This window comes from Paenibacillus phyllosphaerae, from assembly GCF_014192105.1.
In the GTDB taxonomy this organism is placed as follows: Bacteria; Bacillota; Bacilli; order Paenibacillales; family Paenibacillaceae; genus Paenibacillus_Z; species Paenibacillus_Z phyllosphaerae.
The window spans coordinates 13,250-29,228 of the sequence record NZ_JACHXK010000026.1 but is presented as its reverse complement, the minus strand read 5'-3'; the positions used below and the strand labels follow the sequence as shown (position 1 = coordinate 29,228).

The following is a 15,979-nucleotide window of genomic DNA, read 5'->3' as shown; positions in this document are numbered from 1 at the left end:
CTAGGCTCGTCCTACTGCCACAAGGCGATTATTTTGTTGTTTCTTCGGTTGTGGACGCGCCGGAATCGGTTGTACCGCTATTGGTCGTGCCTTCATCCGTCTTCGTGTCTTCCGTTCCCGTATTCGTAGTGCCTTCTTCGGTCGTGCCGCCTTCAGTTGTCCCGTTGGTCGTGCCTTCAGTTGTACCTTCTGTGGCCGTTTCATCGGTTGGCAGGTCGATCTTCGTGATCAAGCCTTCCAGCTCTGTCGACATGAACGTATTCAGACTCTCAGAAGCGAGATTCTGCTTGATCGTCGTTTTCTCGTCATCCGTCAGCTTGTCAAAGGTCGTTGCTTCGCGCTTCTCCACTTTAATGACATGGTAGCCATACGTTGTTTTAACCGGTTCGCCGATCTTCCCAATCTCTTGCGTATTCGCAGCGTCCTTGAACTCCGTTACATATCCGCCTACAGCTTGCGCGTCGTACAGACCTCCGTTATCCTTGGAGCCCGGATCGTCCGAATATTCCTTGGCAAGCGTTGTCCAGTCGCCGCCCGCATCCAGCTTTTTCTTCACTTCTTGCGCGCGCTTAAGCGCCTCTTCTTCCGTACGGAGCTCTTCGCCCGTCGAGGAATCGCTGGTCGCGACAAGGATATGGCGGAGCGTAACGACATTATAGTCATCCTTCGAAGCTTCGAATTGCTTCTGTACCGCTTCGTCCGTTACTTTGCTTTGCTCGTTGTCCATGATGTTGGTGATCATGCTGTAGAAATACTTGATATCCGACTCGGTCAGCTTCGCGTCGTCGAGCTGTTTCTTCAGATCTTCCGACGAATCGGCGGCCGTTTTCACTTGATCATAGAAGCTGTTCGTTTGTTCTTCGGACTTTTTCTTCTGCTCGTCCGTCTGTTCCGGCAGACGCGTCGTCAGAATCTTGTATCCGATGTATTCTCTTAGGAACTGTTCCTTCAGCTGCGGAATCTGCAGGTAAGAGGCCGTCTGCGGATTGACGATGCTGAAGAACGCGGTGTACTTGTTGAATTCATCTTCGGTCACTTCGGCTGTCTTATCGCCGTCCTTATAGGTGGCGATTACAGTCCCGGTTCCTGCTCCAGGGGATTCTGTCGCTGTGTTCGTCTCCTCTTTCTTGCCGCAACCTGCTGCCAGCACGAGCACGAGGACAGCCGTTAAGGCCAGAAGCGTCCCCTTCTTCCAGTTAATGCGCAACATCTTGTAGTTCCCCTTTCGATTGAATGGTGTCCTTATACTGCGTCAAGAAACGCTCCAACAGCTCCAGCTTCTGCTCCATCACAAGGCTCTTGCCCCGGAGCTGAACAAGGGGATTCGGCTCATCGGCCGTTGACCGAATGAACCGGTTCTCGAAGGAGAAACAGATCAAATCGACTTTCTTCTTGTCGAAGCGCTGCTTCTCCCGCTCTGCGAATTTAATCGTGAGATCGTCGCCCTTCTGGCTGATCTGTTCAATGCCGCAGGCGGAGGCGATTGCCTTCACGCGGGCGACCGCGAGCAAATTATCGACGGCTTGCGGCAGGTCGCCGAAGCGGTCGATCATCTCTTCGCGCAGATCCTCGGCTTCCTCAACGGAACGCACTGCTGCCACTTTCTTGTAAATCTCTATCTTCTGTATGCTATCGTAAATATAAGCCGAGGGCAAGTAGGCGTCGATGCTGATGTCGATCTGCGTGACGATTTCCTTCACAGGCGCGTTCTCGCCCTCTAGCCCAACCTTGCGCTTGGCGATCTCATCGGACAGCATCTGCGAATACAGATCGAAGCCGACCGAGGCGATAAAGCCATGCTGTTCCGCACCGAGCAAATTGCCCGCTCCCCGGATCGAGAGATCGCGCATCGCGATTTTGAAGCCCGATCCAAGCTCGGTGAATTCCTTGATCGACTGCAGACGCTTCTCCGCCACTTCCGTGAGCACCTTATCCCGCTGATACGTAAAATACGCATACGCAATCCGGTTGGAACGGCCGACGCGGCCGCGCAGTTGATAGAGCTGAGACAAGCCCATCTTGTCCGAATCATGGACGATCAGCGTGTTCACGTTCGGAATGTCTACGCCTGTCTCAATGATGCTTGTGCTGACCAGCACGTCGAATTCGCCGTCGAGGAAGTCGAGAATCGTCTTCTCCAGCTCCTGCTCGGACATCTGCCCGTGGGCAACGGCGACCTTCGCATCCGGAACGAGCATATTGATCTGCTCAGCCATCTGGTAGATCCCCTGCACGCGGTTGAACATGTAGTACACCTGGCCTCCGCGTGCGAGCTCGCGTTCAATCGACTCGCGTACGAGCGCCGGGCTATATTCGAGCACGTAGGTCTGCACAGGGAAACGGTTCTCCGGCGGCGTCTCGATGACCGACAGGTCGCGCACGCCGAGCATGGACATATGGAGCGTCCGCGGGATCGGCGTCGCCGTGAGCGTCAACACGTCCACATTCGTCTTCAGCCGCTTCAGCTTCTCTTTGTGCGTGACGCCGAAACGCTGTTCCTCGTCAATGATCAAGAGGCCGAGGTCTTTGAACACAATATCCTGCGAGAGCAAGCGGTGCGTGCCGATCACCACGTCCACCGTGCCCTCCTTGATTCCCTTCATCGTCTCGTTCTGCTCCTTGCGGGAGCGGAAACGGCTGAGTACCTGGATGCTGAACGGGAATTCGGAGAACCGTTCCTTGAACGTCTCGTAGTGCTGCTGCGCCAGAATCGTCGTCGGCACCAGTATCGCGACCTGCTTGCCTTCGATCGCCGCCTTGAACGCAGCGCGAACCGCCACCTCGGTCTTGCCGTAGCCCACGTCGCCGCACAACAGGCGGTCCATCGGACGAGGCGTCATCATATCTTTCTTGATCTCTTCAATGGCGCGCAGCTGGTCGCGCGTCTCATCGTAAGGGAACATTGTTTCGAACTCGTTCTGATAACTCGTGTCCGGACCGAACGCGAAGCCTGTCGTCGCCTGCCGCTCCGCATATAGCTTCACTAGATCGTCGGCGATGTCTTTGACCGACGACTGGACCTTGCTCTTCACGCGCGTCCATTCCGTGCCGCCGAGCTTGTATACCTTCGGTTCCTTATCCTCGTTGCCGACGTATTTCTGAATAAGATCGATCTGCTCAATCGGAACAGACAGCTTATCGCCGCCCGCGTACAAAATATGAATGTAGTCCTTATGAATGCCGGCTATCTCGAGCGTGCCGATGCCTACGTACTTGCCGATACCATGATTCTGGTGAACGACGTAATCGCCGATCTTCAGCTCGGTGTAGCTCTTGATCCGCTCGGCGTTGTCGATCTTCTTGTCCATGCGGCGCGCCTTGCGCTGCTTCTGCGAGAACATCTCGCCTTCGGTAATGACGATCAGATGAATGGCGGGCAGCTCGAAGCCCGCCTGCAGCGTGCCCTCGATCAAGAGCGGCGGCTCAATGTTATAATCCTGCAGCACGCGGCGCATCCGGTCCATGCGTTCTTCGCTGCCGGCGACCATCATGACGCTCGCTCCGGCTTTGCGCCAGCGCTCCATCTCGGTCTTCAAGAGGTTCATCTGGCCATGGAAATTCTGCATCGCCCGGCTGACCACGTTAATGATATTCTGCGGGTGCGTATGCGGGATCTGGCGCAGGAAGAGCGACAAGAACAAGGTCGGGTATGGGCGTTGGTACAGCACATCGTCCGCCGGACGCGCCAGCACGAACCCCGGCAGCGACTTGCCGTTCGTCAGCAGGTGGGTCGCCCATTCCGCCTCGTCCCGCTCCAGCTGACGGCCGGTCTCGATCAGCCTGGTCGGCTCATCATAGATTAGGATCGTATCGCTCGGCACGTAATCAAGCAGCGTCTTGCGCTCCGGATAGAGCAGCGAAACATATTTGTACAGCTCCGGGAAGTACGTATGGTCCCGCAGCTTGTCGAGCTCACCGCCGATTTCCGCGCGCAGCCGGTCCTTGGCCGTCCGGTCGGTCATCTTCTGCAGCTGCTGCTCCAGCAGCTCCGACGCATGCTGCGCGGCGTTCTCGAACCGAGGCGCATCCGCCAGAATCTCCTGGCAAGGCGGAATAACGTAGCTGTCCAGCTTATCGAGCGAGCGCTGCTCCGTCGGATCGAACGATCGAATGGAATCGATCTCGTCATCGAACCATTCGATGCGATACGGCTGAGGCGACGTCAGCGGGTACAGATCGACGATACCGCCGCGGACGCTCATCTCGCCCTTATTCTCGACTTTGTCCGCACGGACGTAACCAAGCTCCACCAGACGGCGTAAAAACGCTTCCATCGGAAGGGACTGCCCGACCTTCACTTCGACATGGGCAGCAGCCATCACATCAGGCAGCGGCAAGTAGCGGCGCACGCCGGAGAACGGCACGACAACGACGCCTCGGTACCCTTGGGACAGGCGAATCAGGACATCCATGCGTTGTGCCAGCGTCTCGGGACTGGAGATCGCCGCTTCGGCCGCGACCAGCTCATTGGCCGGGTAGAGCAGCACTTCACCTTGCGGCAACAGTTCTACCAGATCCTCTGCAATCTTCTGAGCAGCGAACATATTATGCGTGACGACGAGCAAAGGCCGCTGCAGCTCACGCTGAAGGGCCGCAATCATCACTTGGCGCGATGATCCGGCTAGACCAGAGATTAATTGCTCACGCATCCCTTTTTTGATACCAGATACAACCGACTGAAAGTCTGCATCTGCGGCATAAGCCGAAATTAATGGTTTCAACCCTCAGGCACCCCGTTTCATTGACGCAAAAAGCCTATCATCTTGCATGGCATCAGTGCTTTTACGCATTAACGAACTAAATTTTGCTTCCGCAGCAGTAAGGCGAAATGATCGCTATCCCTTCGAATGGGCGCCATTCATTCCTTATGCGGCAGTCTCTCTTTGGCACTGAGCCGTCAGCAATTAAAGACTTACGAGAATGGTTCACAAAAGGAGCCTCGGCCTCATGCCAAGACTCCTATGCATCCTTCGTCCATCCTTGCAGCCCTTATTGCAGGGGATTCGCCACCAGCAGCAGCTCCGGATTCGCATCCAGCGCTTCCTTGCAGTAGTCGCAAACCACCTTCACGGTCACATCTCCGTTTTGGTTATACGCTATTATATCGCTGCGCTCTTCAAGGGTCAAGAAATGGAAGCCCAGCTGCAGTTCCGACACTTGGGCGCTGTCGATAGACCCGATTGCCGATTTACAATGACGACAAATGTAGTTCACAGCCATATTTATGCCTCCTGAGGATGGGTTATACCCTCAGTATGCCCGGAAAACGCCAAAACTAACGGTTAAACTTGGCCATCGTCCGCTCGAAGGGATTGGCAAGCGCGAACTCAAGCGCATCGCAGGTTTCCTCAATCATCGACGCGAGCTTATCCGCCTCGCTCTTCGGGAAGTTGTCGAGTACGTAATCCGCGATATTCCGACCCGGCTGCGGACGCGAAATGCCCATTCGGACCCGATTGAAGGTTTGTGTCCCGGTATGCGCAATAATCGACTTGATGCCGTTATGCCCTCCGGCACTCCCTTGATAACGGAGTCGAATTCTGCCTACCTCGGTGTCGAGGTCGTCATACACGACGATCAGATCTTCAAGGCTAGCCTTGTAGTAGTCCATATAGCCGCGCACGGATTCGCCTGATAGGTTCATGTAAGTCATCGGTTTGATCAATACGACCTTCTCGCCCCCGACATTCCCTTCCCCGACCAGCGCCTTGCACTTGCTCTGCGTGACGCTGATATTGTGGCGCTTCGCGAATAAATCGACGGCCATGAAACCGACATTATGGCGGGTACCCGCGTAGGTTGTCCCCGGGTTGCCTAGTCCGACAATCCATTTCATGCTGCTTATCACTCCCATATTTTCAACCTTGCCACTCACTGATTTGAACTCTCTGGAGTGTAAGGAAATTTATGTAATTCATTTGTAATGTTTTAAACTTTTTTGTAATGCGATGCAACGATTGGGCCTGCTAAATTGTCATCATAGTATAGATACAGCTTACGTTGCCCTACATAAGAAAATCAAGTAAAGGAGCGGCTTGCTAATGTATCACAATGGTCAACTTATTGTACATGATCTTCAGTTCCAAGATCATCACGATCATCATGTGCCTGTTCAAATTTATTGCGGCAAGGAGCACAGCGACATCGGATTCGTCGAACACTACTCCCATGTCTTCGTTAAGGTTAATAATGTGTTCTACAATCGTAGGCAATTTACCTTTGTCTCTCGTCCGGGGTATTAACTTGCGCCCTCGGCCTGCATAGACGCTTTATCGTTATCTTCCCGAACGACAAAACAAGGGCTGCGCTAATCCGCAGCCCTTGTTGTATTTCAGCCCTAGCTTCTATTCCCTTAGACAGATGTATGTACATCCTCCATATTGGCTTCCTTCGCACGGTCATCCGCCTCATGCTGCTCGATCGCCGCTTCTTCGGCTTCCTCCGCGGAAAGCTCCTTCTGCGGGGCCAAAATCGTCACTACGACCTGCTCTGCATCGAGCTTGGTCGTTACGCCCTGCGGCAGCTTAAGATCGTAAACGAGCAAGTTCTGGCCGATCTGCAGCTGGGACACGTCGATCTCGATCACATCCGGAATCTCGGTCGGCAGACAATGGATTTCGAGCTCGTGGATCATCGCCTGCAGAATGCCGCCTTCGCGTACGCCTTCCGAATCGCCGATCATCTCCAGACGAACCTGCGTACGGATCTCTTCATTCATATTCACCTGATGGAAATCGACATGCAGCACCTGGCGCGACAGCGGATCGCGTTGGATATCGGTCAGCATGACCGGCTGCTTGCCGCTTCCGCCCAGCTCAAGCTCGAGCAGCGCGTGGCGATTGCCGCGCAGCAGCTGCTGCAGCTCCTTCTCGTCTACGGCGATGCTAACCGGACCGCTTAGCTTCTTGCCATAGACAATACCCGGAATGTAGCCTCTCTTCCGCATTTGTTTCAGGGAACCGCTTGTACCCAGTGTTCGCTCTTGCGCTTTGAATGGAATGGCCATAATCGAAAACCTCCTAAAGTGTTCAGCTGAACGTGATTGCTTCATAACCTGCTGACTGCTGGCTTATCGCCTTTAAGATGCTTAACTCGGGCGGGTTGTCCATCTCACGTAAGTAACAAGTGATTTCCATATATTCATACCCATCTTGGCGCAAAAATAACCAAACTTCACCGGATCCGGCGACTCGGATCGCCTCAGCTAAGCGCAAAAAAGGCGGATGGCCCGCTCCCGTCATCGACGAGGCATTCCATCCGCCTGCTTGTATCGTTAAGGCGCTCATTCGCTTGAGTGAAGCGCCAAGCCGAAGCTTGGCGCAAGCGCGATTAGCCTTTCTTTTCTTTTTTCGCTTTGGCCCGGCCGCGAAGCTTCTCCGCATATCCCGGTTTATTCACTTGGCGCTCGCGAGCGATCGCCACGTCATTGGACGGCACGTCATGCGTAATGGTCGAACCTGCGACGACATAAGCGCCATCGCCGATTTTGACCGGCGCAATCAGGTTGACGTTGCTGCCGACGAAGGCATTGTCGCCGATCTCCGTGAGCGACTTGTTGAAGCCGTCGTAGTTGACCGTAATCGCGCCGCAGCCGATATTCACGTCTTTGCCTACTTTGGCATCGCCTACGTAAGCCAGATGGGACACCTTGGATCCGTCGCCAAGCTCGGCATTCTTAAGCTCGACGAAATCGCCGATCTTACAGTTCGCGCCGATCTTCGAGCCCGGACGAACGTACGCGAATGGTCCGACAGACGTGCTCTCGCCGACCGAAGAGTCCGCAATCACCGAGTGCTTCACTTCTGCGCCGCTCGCCACGATCGCGTTCGTCAGATCCGCGCCAGGACCGATGATGCAGTCCTCGCCGATGTCGGTGCTTCCGCGCAGGATACTGCCCGGATAAATGACAGTATCCGAGCCGATCGTGACGTCCGCTTCAATATAAGTGTTCGCCGGATCGATGATCGTGACCCCGTTAATCTGGTGCTGGCGGTTGATCCGCGCGCGCATCAGCTGCTCGGCTTCGCCTAGGCCGACGCGGTCATTAACGCCTACGCCTTCCGCGAAATCCGGCGCGATGAACGCCTCGACAATCTCGCCGCCATTCTTCAGAATCTCGAGCACGTCGGTCAGGTAATACTCGCCCTGCGCGTTCTCGTTCTTCACGAGCTTCAGCGCCTCGAACAGCTTCTTATTATCGAAGCAGTACATGCCGGTGTTAATCTCGGTAATCTGCGCTTGCTCCGGCGAGCAGTCCTTCTGCTCGACGATACGCTGCACGCGGCCGTCTTCGCCCCGCACAATACGGCCGAGGCCCTGCGGATTCGGCACTACGGCCGTCAATACCGTGGCCGCCGCTCCTTTGGCCGTATGAAGCTCGAGCAATGCCTTTATCGTACCGCTCGTCACCAATGGAGTGTCACCGTACAGAATTACGGTCGTGCCTTCCTCTTCTACCAGCAGCGACTCTGCCTGTCGGACCGCATGCCCGGTGCCCAGCTGCTGCGCTTGCAGCACGAATTCCGCGCCATTGCCTACATAGGCTTGCACAGCTTCGGCACCATGGCCGACAACGACGACGGTACGCTCGCACGCCGCTTCTTTGACCGTCTGCAGCACATGGCCTACCATAGGTTTGCCGCATACGGGATGAAGTACTTTATACAATTTGGATTTCATCCGCTTGCCCTGTCCAGCCGCAAGCACGATTGCCATCACTTTCACGATTGGGATCCCTCCTGAAACAATAGGAATAATTCGCTATAAGTCGAACGATTCTTCCGCAGTCAATACAACGCTCTACTGAATATAGCTTATTCCTACCCAAAAGAAAAGAGAGCCAGTACATGGCTCTCTGATCCCGCGAAAGATTATGAAGGGCGATGAATGCGCCCTATGATCAGACGCAAATCTGCAGGCAAAGTGCTCTTCCGGTGAAGGATGACGGACCCTGCTGCGTAAAACCCCACTTACATGACTTACGCTCCTTCTTCAATCACTTCTTCTTCCGTTGCTGCGCGCTCGTATTCTGCGAGCACGGCCGCTTGAATCTTCTCACGGGTAGTCGAAGAGATCGGATGCGCGATATCGCGGAATTCTCCATCCGGAGTCCGCTTGCTCGGCATAGCCACGAACATACCATTGTTGCCATCGATCACTCGAATATCGTGAACGACAAATTCATTGTCAATGGTGATGGACGCGATGGCTTTCATGCGACCTTCGGAATTTACACGGCGGAGTCTGACATCGGTAATTTGCATATGTGTTCACCACCTTTGCCTTTCAAAGACTTGCTGTATATTTCCACGCAGCCTTTCAAAATCCTTCATGATTTTGGAAATTTAACGGCTATTTTATAAATATTTTTTCTATTCAAAACTTTTTCGATTCTATTCGACGCTAATCGATGCGATTAGTTCGATTTCGACAAGTACGTCCTTCGGCAGCCTTGCTACCTCTACCGTCGAACGTGCCGGTTTATGGTCGCCGAAGTACGAAGCATAGATCGCGTTGATCGCTGCGAACTGGTTCATATCCTTAATGAATACCGTCGCTTTGACGACGTCGGCGAACGTCGCGCCTGCTGCCGCCAGCACCGCTTCAAGGTTTCGGAACACTTGATGGGTCTGCTCCTCTACGCCGCCTTCCACTAATTCGCCTGCTGGCGTGAGCGGGATTTGGCCGGAGGTGAAGAGCAGATTGCCAAGCTTCATCGCTTGGGAATAAGGGCCGATTGCTGCCGGTGCTTGTTCGGTTGCTACAGATTGCGGTTGCTGTTTGGACACGGGTATTGCCTCCTTCAAGGTTTCGTCTTCTTCTCTTATCTTACATTCTTCTGACAAGTTTAGGCAAAGGTAACACGACCTTCACCTTCACATTGCATACAAAAAAGACGCGCTTCACTCCCGCGCGTCTTCCTTCTGTCTGTTATCGATTACGTCTGCGGGTTGTCAAAAAAATTGCCCAGCACGATCGTCGTCTGCTTCGTCTTCAGATCGACCGCCGTTAGCTTCGCAAGCGAGACGTAATCCTCAAACAGGCGATCTTCGCTCTCCAGTTCACCGGACTCGACGAATACGCCAACCCCAGCCACATGAGCATTAAATTCATGCAACAGATCCATCATGCCTTGAATCGTCCCGCCGGCCTTCATGAAGTCGTCAATGATCAGCACGCGGGATTGCTCCTTGAGCGCGCGTCTGGCCAGCGACATCGTCTGAATCCGTTTGTTCGAGCCCGACACATAGTTAATGCTCACGGCCGAACCTTCCGTTACCTTGTTATCCCGCCGTACGATCACCACCGGCAAATTCATGCATGCAGCGGTTGCGTAAGCGAGCGGAATGCCCTTGGTCTCTACCGTCATAATGACATCGATATCCTTGGACGCGAATGCAGTCGCGAACATACGGCCGATATCCGCGAGCAGGCCAGGCTGGCCCAGCATATCGGTCATATACAAATATCCGCCCGGAAGCACCCTCTCCGGCTGCTCCAGCTGGCGGCATACGCTTTCCATAATCTTTTTCGCTTCATCGACGTTCATTTTTGGCGTATATTTTACTCCGCCCGCTGCTCCTGCCAACGTATGCAGTTCGCCTAAGCCCTCTTCTTCGAACACCTCTTTAATAATCGCGAGGTCTTCACTGATGGACGACTTGGCAGATTGATAGCGGTCGGCAAAGGCTGTCAACGAAATTAACGTATGGGGGCGATTGAGCAGATATTGTGTCATCTCCACAAGCCTAGCACTTCGTTTTAATTTCTTCACAGCTATCCTCCCCCAGCTAAATCCGAATAATATAAAGACAATATACCATTTTTATACGGATTTAATCAAGAAGAACGTCCGGTTCATGTTAGCATTCTTACCACATACACTTCTTTGCAGAATCCGCGCAGCCCATTATAGATCCGGGAAACCTTCGCTTCCTTGCTAACCAAGCCAAAAACGGTTGGGCCGCTTCCGGACATGAGCACGCCGTCCGCTCCCAGGCGTTCCATGCTTTCCTTCAACTGCAGCACCTCCGGATAGAGGCCGAGCGTTACGCTCTCCAACACATTGCCGAGATTGCCGCAAATATCGGAGAACGATCCGCGGCTAATTGCGCCCAGCATCGCTGCGGTCGAAGGATGCTCCTTGATATCCGATACGCGGAACCGGCCGTACACATCGGCGGTCGATACATTGATCGGCGGCTTGGCCAGCACCACCCAGCACTGCGGCGGGTTGTCGATCCGCTCGAGCCTCTCGCCGCGTCCCGTCGCAAGCGCCGTCCCTCCTGTGACGCAGAATGGGACATCCGAGCCCAGCTCTGCCCCGAGCTTGCACAGCTCGTCCTGCGGGATATTAAGCCCCCACAGCCGGTTCAACCCCCGCAGCGTCGCTGCCGCATCGCTGCTGCCGCCTGCAAGACCTGCGGCTACCGGAATTTTCTTATCCAGGTGGATGTACACGCCCTTGCGCACATCATACCGGTCCTTAATCAGCTTGGCCGCCTGGAACGCCAGGTTCTTCTCGTCAAGAGGGATGTAACCCGCCTGCGAGGAGATCATAATGCTGTCCCGCGGCAGCTCCTCCATCTCGAGACGATCGGCCAAATCCACCATCGTCATAATCATCTCTACTTCATGGAAGCCATCCTCGCGCTTGCGGAGCACGTCCAGCAGCAAATTGATTTTGGCCGGGGCTTTCTCATAAATTTTCATCGTCCATTGTCACCCGCTCATCTACGATTCGCATCCGCCTTCGATAGGCAATAATCTCTATTTTAGCAAAAGGCAAAAAGAAAAGCTAAGACGTTAGTTCGCAAAGGGGGATCCACAATGATTGCGGTCCTCTTGCGAGCTTAAAAGACGGCCATTAGGACGTCTTCACGTCTTAGCTTGCGGGCGTTAATTGCGGTACATCGGGCTTTGGCTGTTCTGTGCTTCCGTGTTGGATGGCACGGCATAAGCGGCCGCATTAAACGGCTGCTGGGATTGGCTCTGTTCTAACGGGCGCTGCGAGCGGGCGATGTACGGCTGCTCAGAGGTGTAGGGCGACGTCTGAGCTTGCCCCTGCTGTCCAATCGGCGCCTGTTGATGGAAGGTCTGCGTCTGGGCCAGCGTGGCGCCCGTTTGCTGCATATAAGAAGCCGTCTGCGATATTGTCTGCTGCTCGGGTTGCTGCTGTTGGGTCTGCTGGCGCGCATTTCTCGCCGTGGCGTACTGTTCCGCCTGCTGCACCTGCTGTGACGTATTCGCCTCCTGGTATTGCTTGGCGGCGGCCTGCTCGGCCAACTGAATCGCCCGCTTCACCATGTTTCCGGCATCCTTGGCTTTAATGCTGCCCCAGCCTTCCTTTTGCACCGTATCGTAGAATCCTAAATCCTTGGCCAGCTCGTATTTCAGCTGCTCACTCATCGTGCTTCTGCGTCTTCGGCTCATCGCCTTCGCGCCTCCTCTTATACCGTAGTTACGGCTAGTATGCGTGAAAGGGGGACGGTCTACGCGCAAAGCACCGCTGCATGAACTTGGCAAAAAAAAGAACGCCTCCTGCTTCAAGCCCCCTGAAGCGGCTTCCACTAACGGGAGACCTTCAAGCGGCTTGAAGCCGGCGCGTTCTGATGGTGTGCTATTTGAAAGAAGTTATTGCAGATAGGTAATGCGAACCTGGCCATCATCACTGTCTACGGTTACCTCCACCGATTCGGTCAAAATATCCGCGTAGCTATAGGAGACACGCTTGAATGCATGCGACTCCTGGTCCAGTTTCACTATGAATACAGAAGGGTAGATCTCTTCCAACACACCGGTACGTTCGATGGTCTTTCGGCGACCACCGTTAGCTCGAAGCCGAATCTTGGCACCCACATGGGCCTCCAAACTGCGTTTGATCTCCAACAGCGCATTTTTTGCCATTGTCCACTACCACCTCTTTCCTTGTCCATTATAGCGCAAGGGAGGTGGCTTGTCAAAATTTTATATTATAACAGCGAACTCAATAAACTGTCAATAAAATTATTGTGATTTTATAATTTTTTATGCATATTTGAGAAACGGAGCGGCATATTAAACAGTTGGCTTCACGCCGGTCAACGTTTTTGGCTTCGGCAACCCCACTCGGTACTTCCCGATCGTCTCGATTCCGCCTACGCCATCGAAGCCGCTGATGGTCCCTTGGATCACATCGGAGAGATTAATGGTCTCCCGAATCGGGGTAAAGCTGGCCTTGATCGCGACGTAAACCGGATCCAGCGCATGGATGAGCACGCGGCCAGGTGAGCTGGCGAAGTTTGCCCCTGCGTACAACAGCGCTTCAAAATGGGACTGGCAGGCACCGGCTACGACGATCAGCCCATCCCGGCTTTTCTCATAGTTCCGTGCGATTTGGACGGCGTCGACAAAGTTCTTCGAGTTCTTATAGCTCGCCAAGCTATACAGATCATTGCTCTCCCTGCTCTTGAGCACGCCGTCATGACCGGTTATGACCACAATATCCGGTTTGAGCTGCGGCAACAACCGATACACCGTATCCGCCATCTGCGACTCGTGGGCATAGACTCCGTGCGCCGGTACCCGCATCTGCGAATACAGCTGCATGCTTTTCTTCAAATAGTTTGCGTCCCCGTCCAGATGCAGGACTTTGCCCGGCATCTCAAAAAAAGGCTGTTGGCTCTGATTGAACGTCCGCCGCAGCTCTTCTTCCCCTTTCACCGCCTGCTGTTCCCGCTGCTCGCGCATGCGGCGCAGCGATTCGTGCTCCTTGATCCGAGCTAGCCTGGCCGCCCCCGTATACTCCGGGTTGCGCACCACCGATAAGTCGCTGATCGGCGAATCCGCCAACAGTCGGTAGTCCGTGCCTTTGAGCGTAGCCGCTTGCTGATTCATAAATGCGATGCGAAAAAGGACATCCCCGCCATACGATTTGCGGACGACCAGGTCCCCCTGCTTCATGGGCAAATCACCTCTTCGTCTATCCTATGGGGCGGGCGGGCGATTGGTGCCCTTGGTAAGGGCCCAAATAGGGGCGGTTTGGGGCGCTGCCCCTTGTACCCCGTTTTTATATCCTCTCATGCAAGAGGCCAGAGATGCGACCTTCTGGACCCGCATTTTCCCTCGCGCCCTCTGAACAACCTCCTTTCCCCTCGCCCCTTCCCCCTCCGCCGCCCTCCGCCGCCCTCAGAGTAAACTTGGTGCATCGACGCGTTAGCGGCTTAAGTGCTGACCCTCGCTTGTCGTCCACTTCGTGGACACGCTTTACTTATCATTCCTCCTAGATCATCCGCCTTTGTTTTCCACAATTCCTCTGAACTTCACGTTCTTCTGCCAAACCACCCAGCTTACTCTCAGCCGACAATTGTCGGTAATTAACCTCGTTAAACGTTCCACGTGGAACTTTTTTCTTCATTTTTCGACTTTCTTAGCAACCCGAGGCAAAATAAAAAACCGTGCCATTGGCACGGTTTAACTTAGAAGCCTGCTGCGATGAGCGCTTTGCTTAAGTTCGCGAATTCTTGCAACGACAGCGTCTCGCCGCGGCGCGAAGGATCGATGCCGATCTTCTCGAGCAGCGGGGCGAGCTGGTCGCGGTTCGCTTTGCCGACGTATGCGGTCAGGTTGTTCGCGATCGTCTTGCGCCGCTGGGCGAAGCACGCCTGAACCGTACGGAAGTAGTGATCCTCGTCCTCTACATCAACTGGTGGCTGCTTGCGAACCGACAGCTTGATGACCGCAGAATCGACGTTCGGCTGCGGAATGAATACGGTATGAGGCACGATACAGACCAACTCGGTCTCGCAGTAGTACTGCACGGCCACGCTCAGACTGCCGTATTCCTTGCCTCCCGGCTTCGCCGCCATCCGCTCTGCGACTTCCTTCTGGATCATGACCACGATATGCTCGAGCGGCAGCTTCTCCTCGAGCAGCTTCATCAGGATCGGGGTCGTCACGTAATAAGGCAGGTTGGCGACGACGCTTACGCCGCTTAAGCCTGCGAATTGACGCTCCATGAGTGCCTTCAAATCGAGCTTAAGCACGTCACCATGCTCCACGTGGATATTCTTCGTATCGGCAAAAATATCGCTGAGGATCGGGATCAGACGATCGTCGATCTCGACAGCTGTCACGCGCGCGGCAGTCTGGGCGAGCTGCTGGGTAAGCGCACCGATCCCCGGACCGATTTCGAGCGCTCCCTTCGTCTCATCTAGCTCTGCGGCGGATACGATCTTCCGCAGTATGTTTTGATCGATCAAGAAGTTCTGTCCGAGGCTTTTCTTGAACGAGAAGCCATATTTATTAATAATGTCGCGCGTCCGCTTCGGCGTAGCGACATCGATATTCATGCTCATTGCCCGCTTCCTCCGATTTCCCGCTCCATCTGTGCGAGCGCCTGTTCAAATTCCTCACGCGTAATGCGGAACATCGAGCAGCGTTTGAAAAACTGCTTGCCGTTGGCATACCCAATCCCGAGCAAATTGCCCATCAAGAGACGCCGATTCGACGCATCCGAGTGGACGAGCAATCCAGCCCGCATCAGATCGTCCCAGCTGATCTCCGGCTCTTCCGCAGCCTGTCCTTCCACAACCTCCGAACGCACGCTTGCAAGCGCTCTGCGGATTGCTTCCGGTTTGGCGTTCTCCACGCCGATATCGCCCTTATAGAGCGCCTCCACCTGGGGCAGGAACGCATGCTTGCAGCCTGGCACGCGCTGCGCGACGATTTTGCGAATCCGCTCCCCCGCATGGTCAGGATCGGTGAAGATAATGACGCCTCGACGCTCCATCGCAAGCTCCACCCGTTTCAAGACCGCTTCGCCGATCGCCGACCCGCCTGTCTCGATCGTCTCTGCCTCGACCGCGCGTTTAATGGCGACGGTGTCCGCTTTGCCTTCGACGACAATGATTTCTTTCATCATGGACTTCCCTTACATCCTTTCGGGACAAACGTACAAAAAGAAGAGGCATCGCCTCTTCTTATCATGGCATAAATACTT

At 54.5% G+C, this 15,979-nt stretch carries 14 protein-coding genes and 1 pseudogene; all 15 read right to left on the bottom strand.

The features are described 5' to 3' along the window. Positions 1 to 28: 28 nt before the first annotated feature. The 15 genes and pseudogenes from FHS18_RS30375 to rnmV all read right to left on the bottom strand — a co-directional run bounded on the left by FHS18_RS30375 (position 29) and on the right by rnmV (position 15,901). Positions 29 to 1,210 (bottom strand): peptidylprolyl isomerase, encoded by a 1,182-nt coding sequence (locus tag FHS18_RS30375; RefSeq protein WP_183604158.1) that lies wholly within the window; start codon positions 1,208 to 1,210, stop codon positions 29 to 31. After that, entirely contained in the window at positions 1,197 to 4,721 is a 3,525-nt protein-coding gene (gene mfd / locus FHS18_RS30370; protein WP_183604157.1) for a transcription-repair coupling factor, read from the bottom strand. The genes FHS18_RS30375 and mfd overlap by 14 nt, the downstream gene beginning before the upstream one ends. Before the next feature lie 268 nt (positions 4,722 to 4,989). Further along, the gene (gene fin / locus FHS18_RS30365; protein ID WP_183604156.1) at positions 4,990 to 5,220 is read right to left on the bottom strand and encodes an anti-sigma-F factor Fin; all 231 of its coding nucleotides are present in this window, start codon (positions 5,218 to 5,220) and stop codon (positions 4,990 to 4,992) included. 55 nt (positions 5,221 to 5,275) lie between these two features. After that, positions 5,276 to 5,836, bottom strand: a complete 561-nt coding sequence (pth, locus tag FHS18_RS30360; RefSeq protein ID WP_183604155.1) for an aminoacyl-tRNA hydrolase — start codon at positions 5,834 to 5,836, stop codon at positions 5,276 to 5,278. A 516-nt stretch (positions 5,837 to 6,352) separates the two neighbouring features. Further along, on the bottom strand, positions 6,353 to 7,006 hold the full coding sequence (locus FHS18_RS30355) for a 50S ribosomal protein L25/general stress protein Ctc (RefSeq protein WP_183604154.1): 654 nt from the start codon (positions 7,004 to 7,006) through the stop codon (positions 6,353 to 6,355). 323 nt (positions 7,007 to 7,329) lie between these two features. Then, positions 7,330 to 8,724 (bottom strand): bifunctional UDP-N-acetylglucosamine diphosphorylase/glucosamine-1-phosphate N-acetyltransferase GlmU, encoded by a 1,395-nt coding sequence (gene glmU / locus FHS18_RS30350; RefSeq protein ID WP_343060749.1) that lies wholly within the window; start codon positions 8,722 to 8,724, stop codon positions 7,330 to 7,332. A gap of 254 nt (positions 8,725 to 8,978) precedes the next feature. Next, positions 8,979 to 9,263 carry a septation regulator SpoVG gene (gene spoVG / locus FHS18_RS30345; RefSeq protein WP_018759486.1) on the bottom strand — a complete coding sequence of 95 codons (285 nt, stop codon included), beginning with the start codon at positions 9,261 to 9,263 and terminating at the stop codon, positions 8,979 to 8,981. Between the two features lie 129 nt (positions 9,264 to 9,392). After that, positions 9,393 to 9,788 carry a Rid family detoxifying hydrolase gene (locus tag FHS18_RS30340; RefSeq protein ID WP_183604153.1) on the bottom strand — a complete coding sequence of 132 codons (396 nt, stop codon included), beginning with the start codon at positions 9,786 to 9,788 and terminating at the stop codon, positions 9,393 to 9,395. Between the two features lie 149 nt (positions 9,789 to 9,937). Then, complete coding sequence (gene purR / locus FHS18_RS30335; protein WP_183604152.1) at positions 9,938 to 10,774, bottom strand: pur operon repressor; 837 nt, start codon at positions 10,772 to 10,774, stop codon at positions 9,938 to 9,940. Between the two features lie 83 nt (positions 10,775 to 10,857). After that, positions 10,858 to 11,712 (bottom strand): 4-(cytidine 5'-diphospho)-2-C-methyl-D-erythritol kinase, encoded by an 855-nt coding sequence (gene ispE, locus FHS18_RS30330; protein ID WP_183604151.1) that lies wholly within the window; start codon positions 11,710 to 11,712, stop codon positions 10,858 to 10,860. Between the two features lie 546 nt (positions 11,713 to 12,258). After that, positions 12,259 to 12,432: pseudogene (locus FHS18_RS30325) on the bottom strand (small, acid-soluble spore protein, alpha/beta type); the annotation flags it as partial. A 201-nt stretch (positions 12,433 to 12,633) separates the two neighbouring features. Next, complete coding sequence (veg, locus tag FHS18_RS30320; RefSeq protein ID WP_183604150.1) at positions 12,634 to 12,906, bottom strand: biofilm formation stimulator Veg; 273 nt, start codon at positions 12,904 to 12,906, stop codon at positions 12,634 to 12,636. A gap of 150 nt (positions 12,907 to 13,056) precedes the next feature. Next, on the bottom strand, positions 13,057 to 13,941 hold the full coding sequence (yabG, locus tag FHS18_RS30315) for a sporulation peptidase YabG (protein WP_183604149.1): 885 nt from the start codon (positions 13,939 to 13,941) through the stop codon (positions 13,057 to 13,059). 515 nt (positions 13,942 to 14,456) lie between these two features. Beyond that, entirely contained in the window at positions 14,457 to 15,335 is an 879-nt protein-coding gene (rsmA, locus tag FHS18_RS30310; RefSeq protein WP_183604148.1) for a 16S rRNA (adenine(1518)-N(6)/adenine(1519)-N(6))-dimethyltransferase RsmA, read from the bottom strand. Further along, on the bottom strand, positions 15,332 to 15,901 hold the full coding sequence (rnmV, locus tag FHS18_RS30305) for a ribonuclease M5 (protein ID WP_183604147.1): 570 nt from the start codon (positions 15,899 to 15,901) through the stop codon (positions 15,332 to 15,334). The genes rsmA and rnmV overlap by 4 nt, the downstream gene beginning before the upstream one ends. Positions 15,902 to 15,979 lie beyond the last annotated feature (78 nt).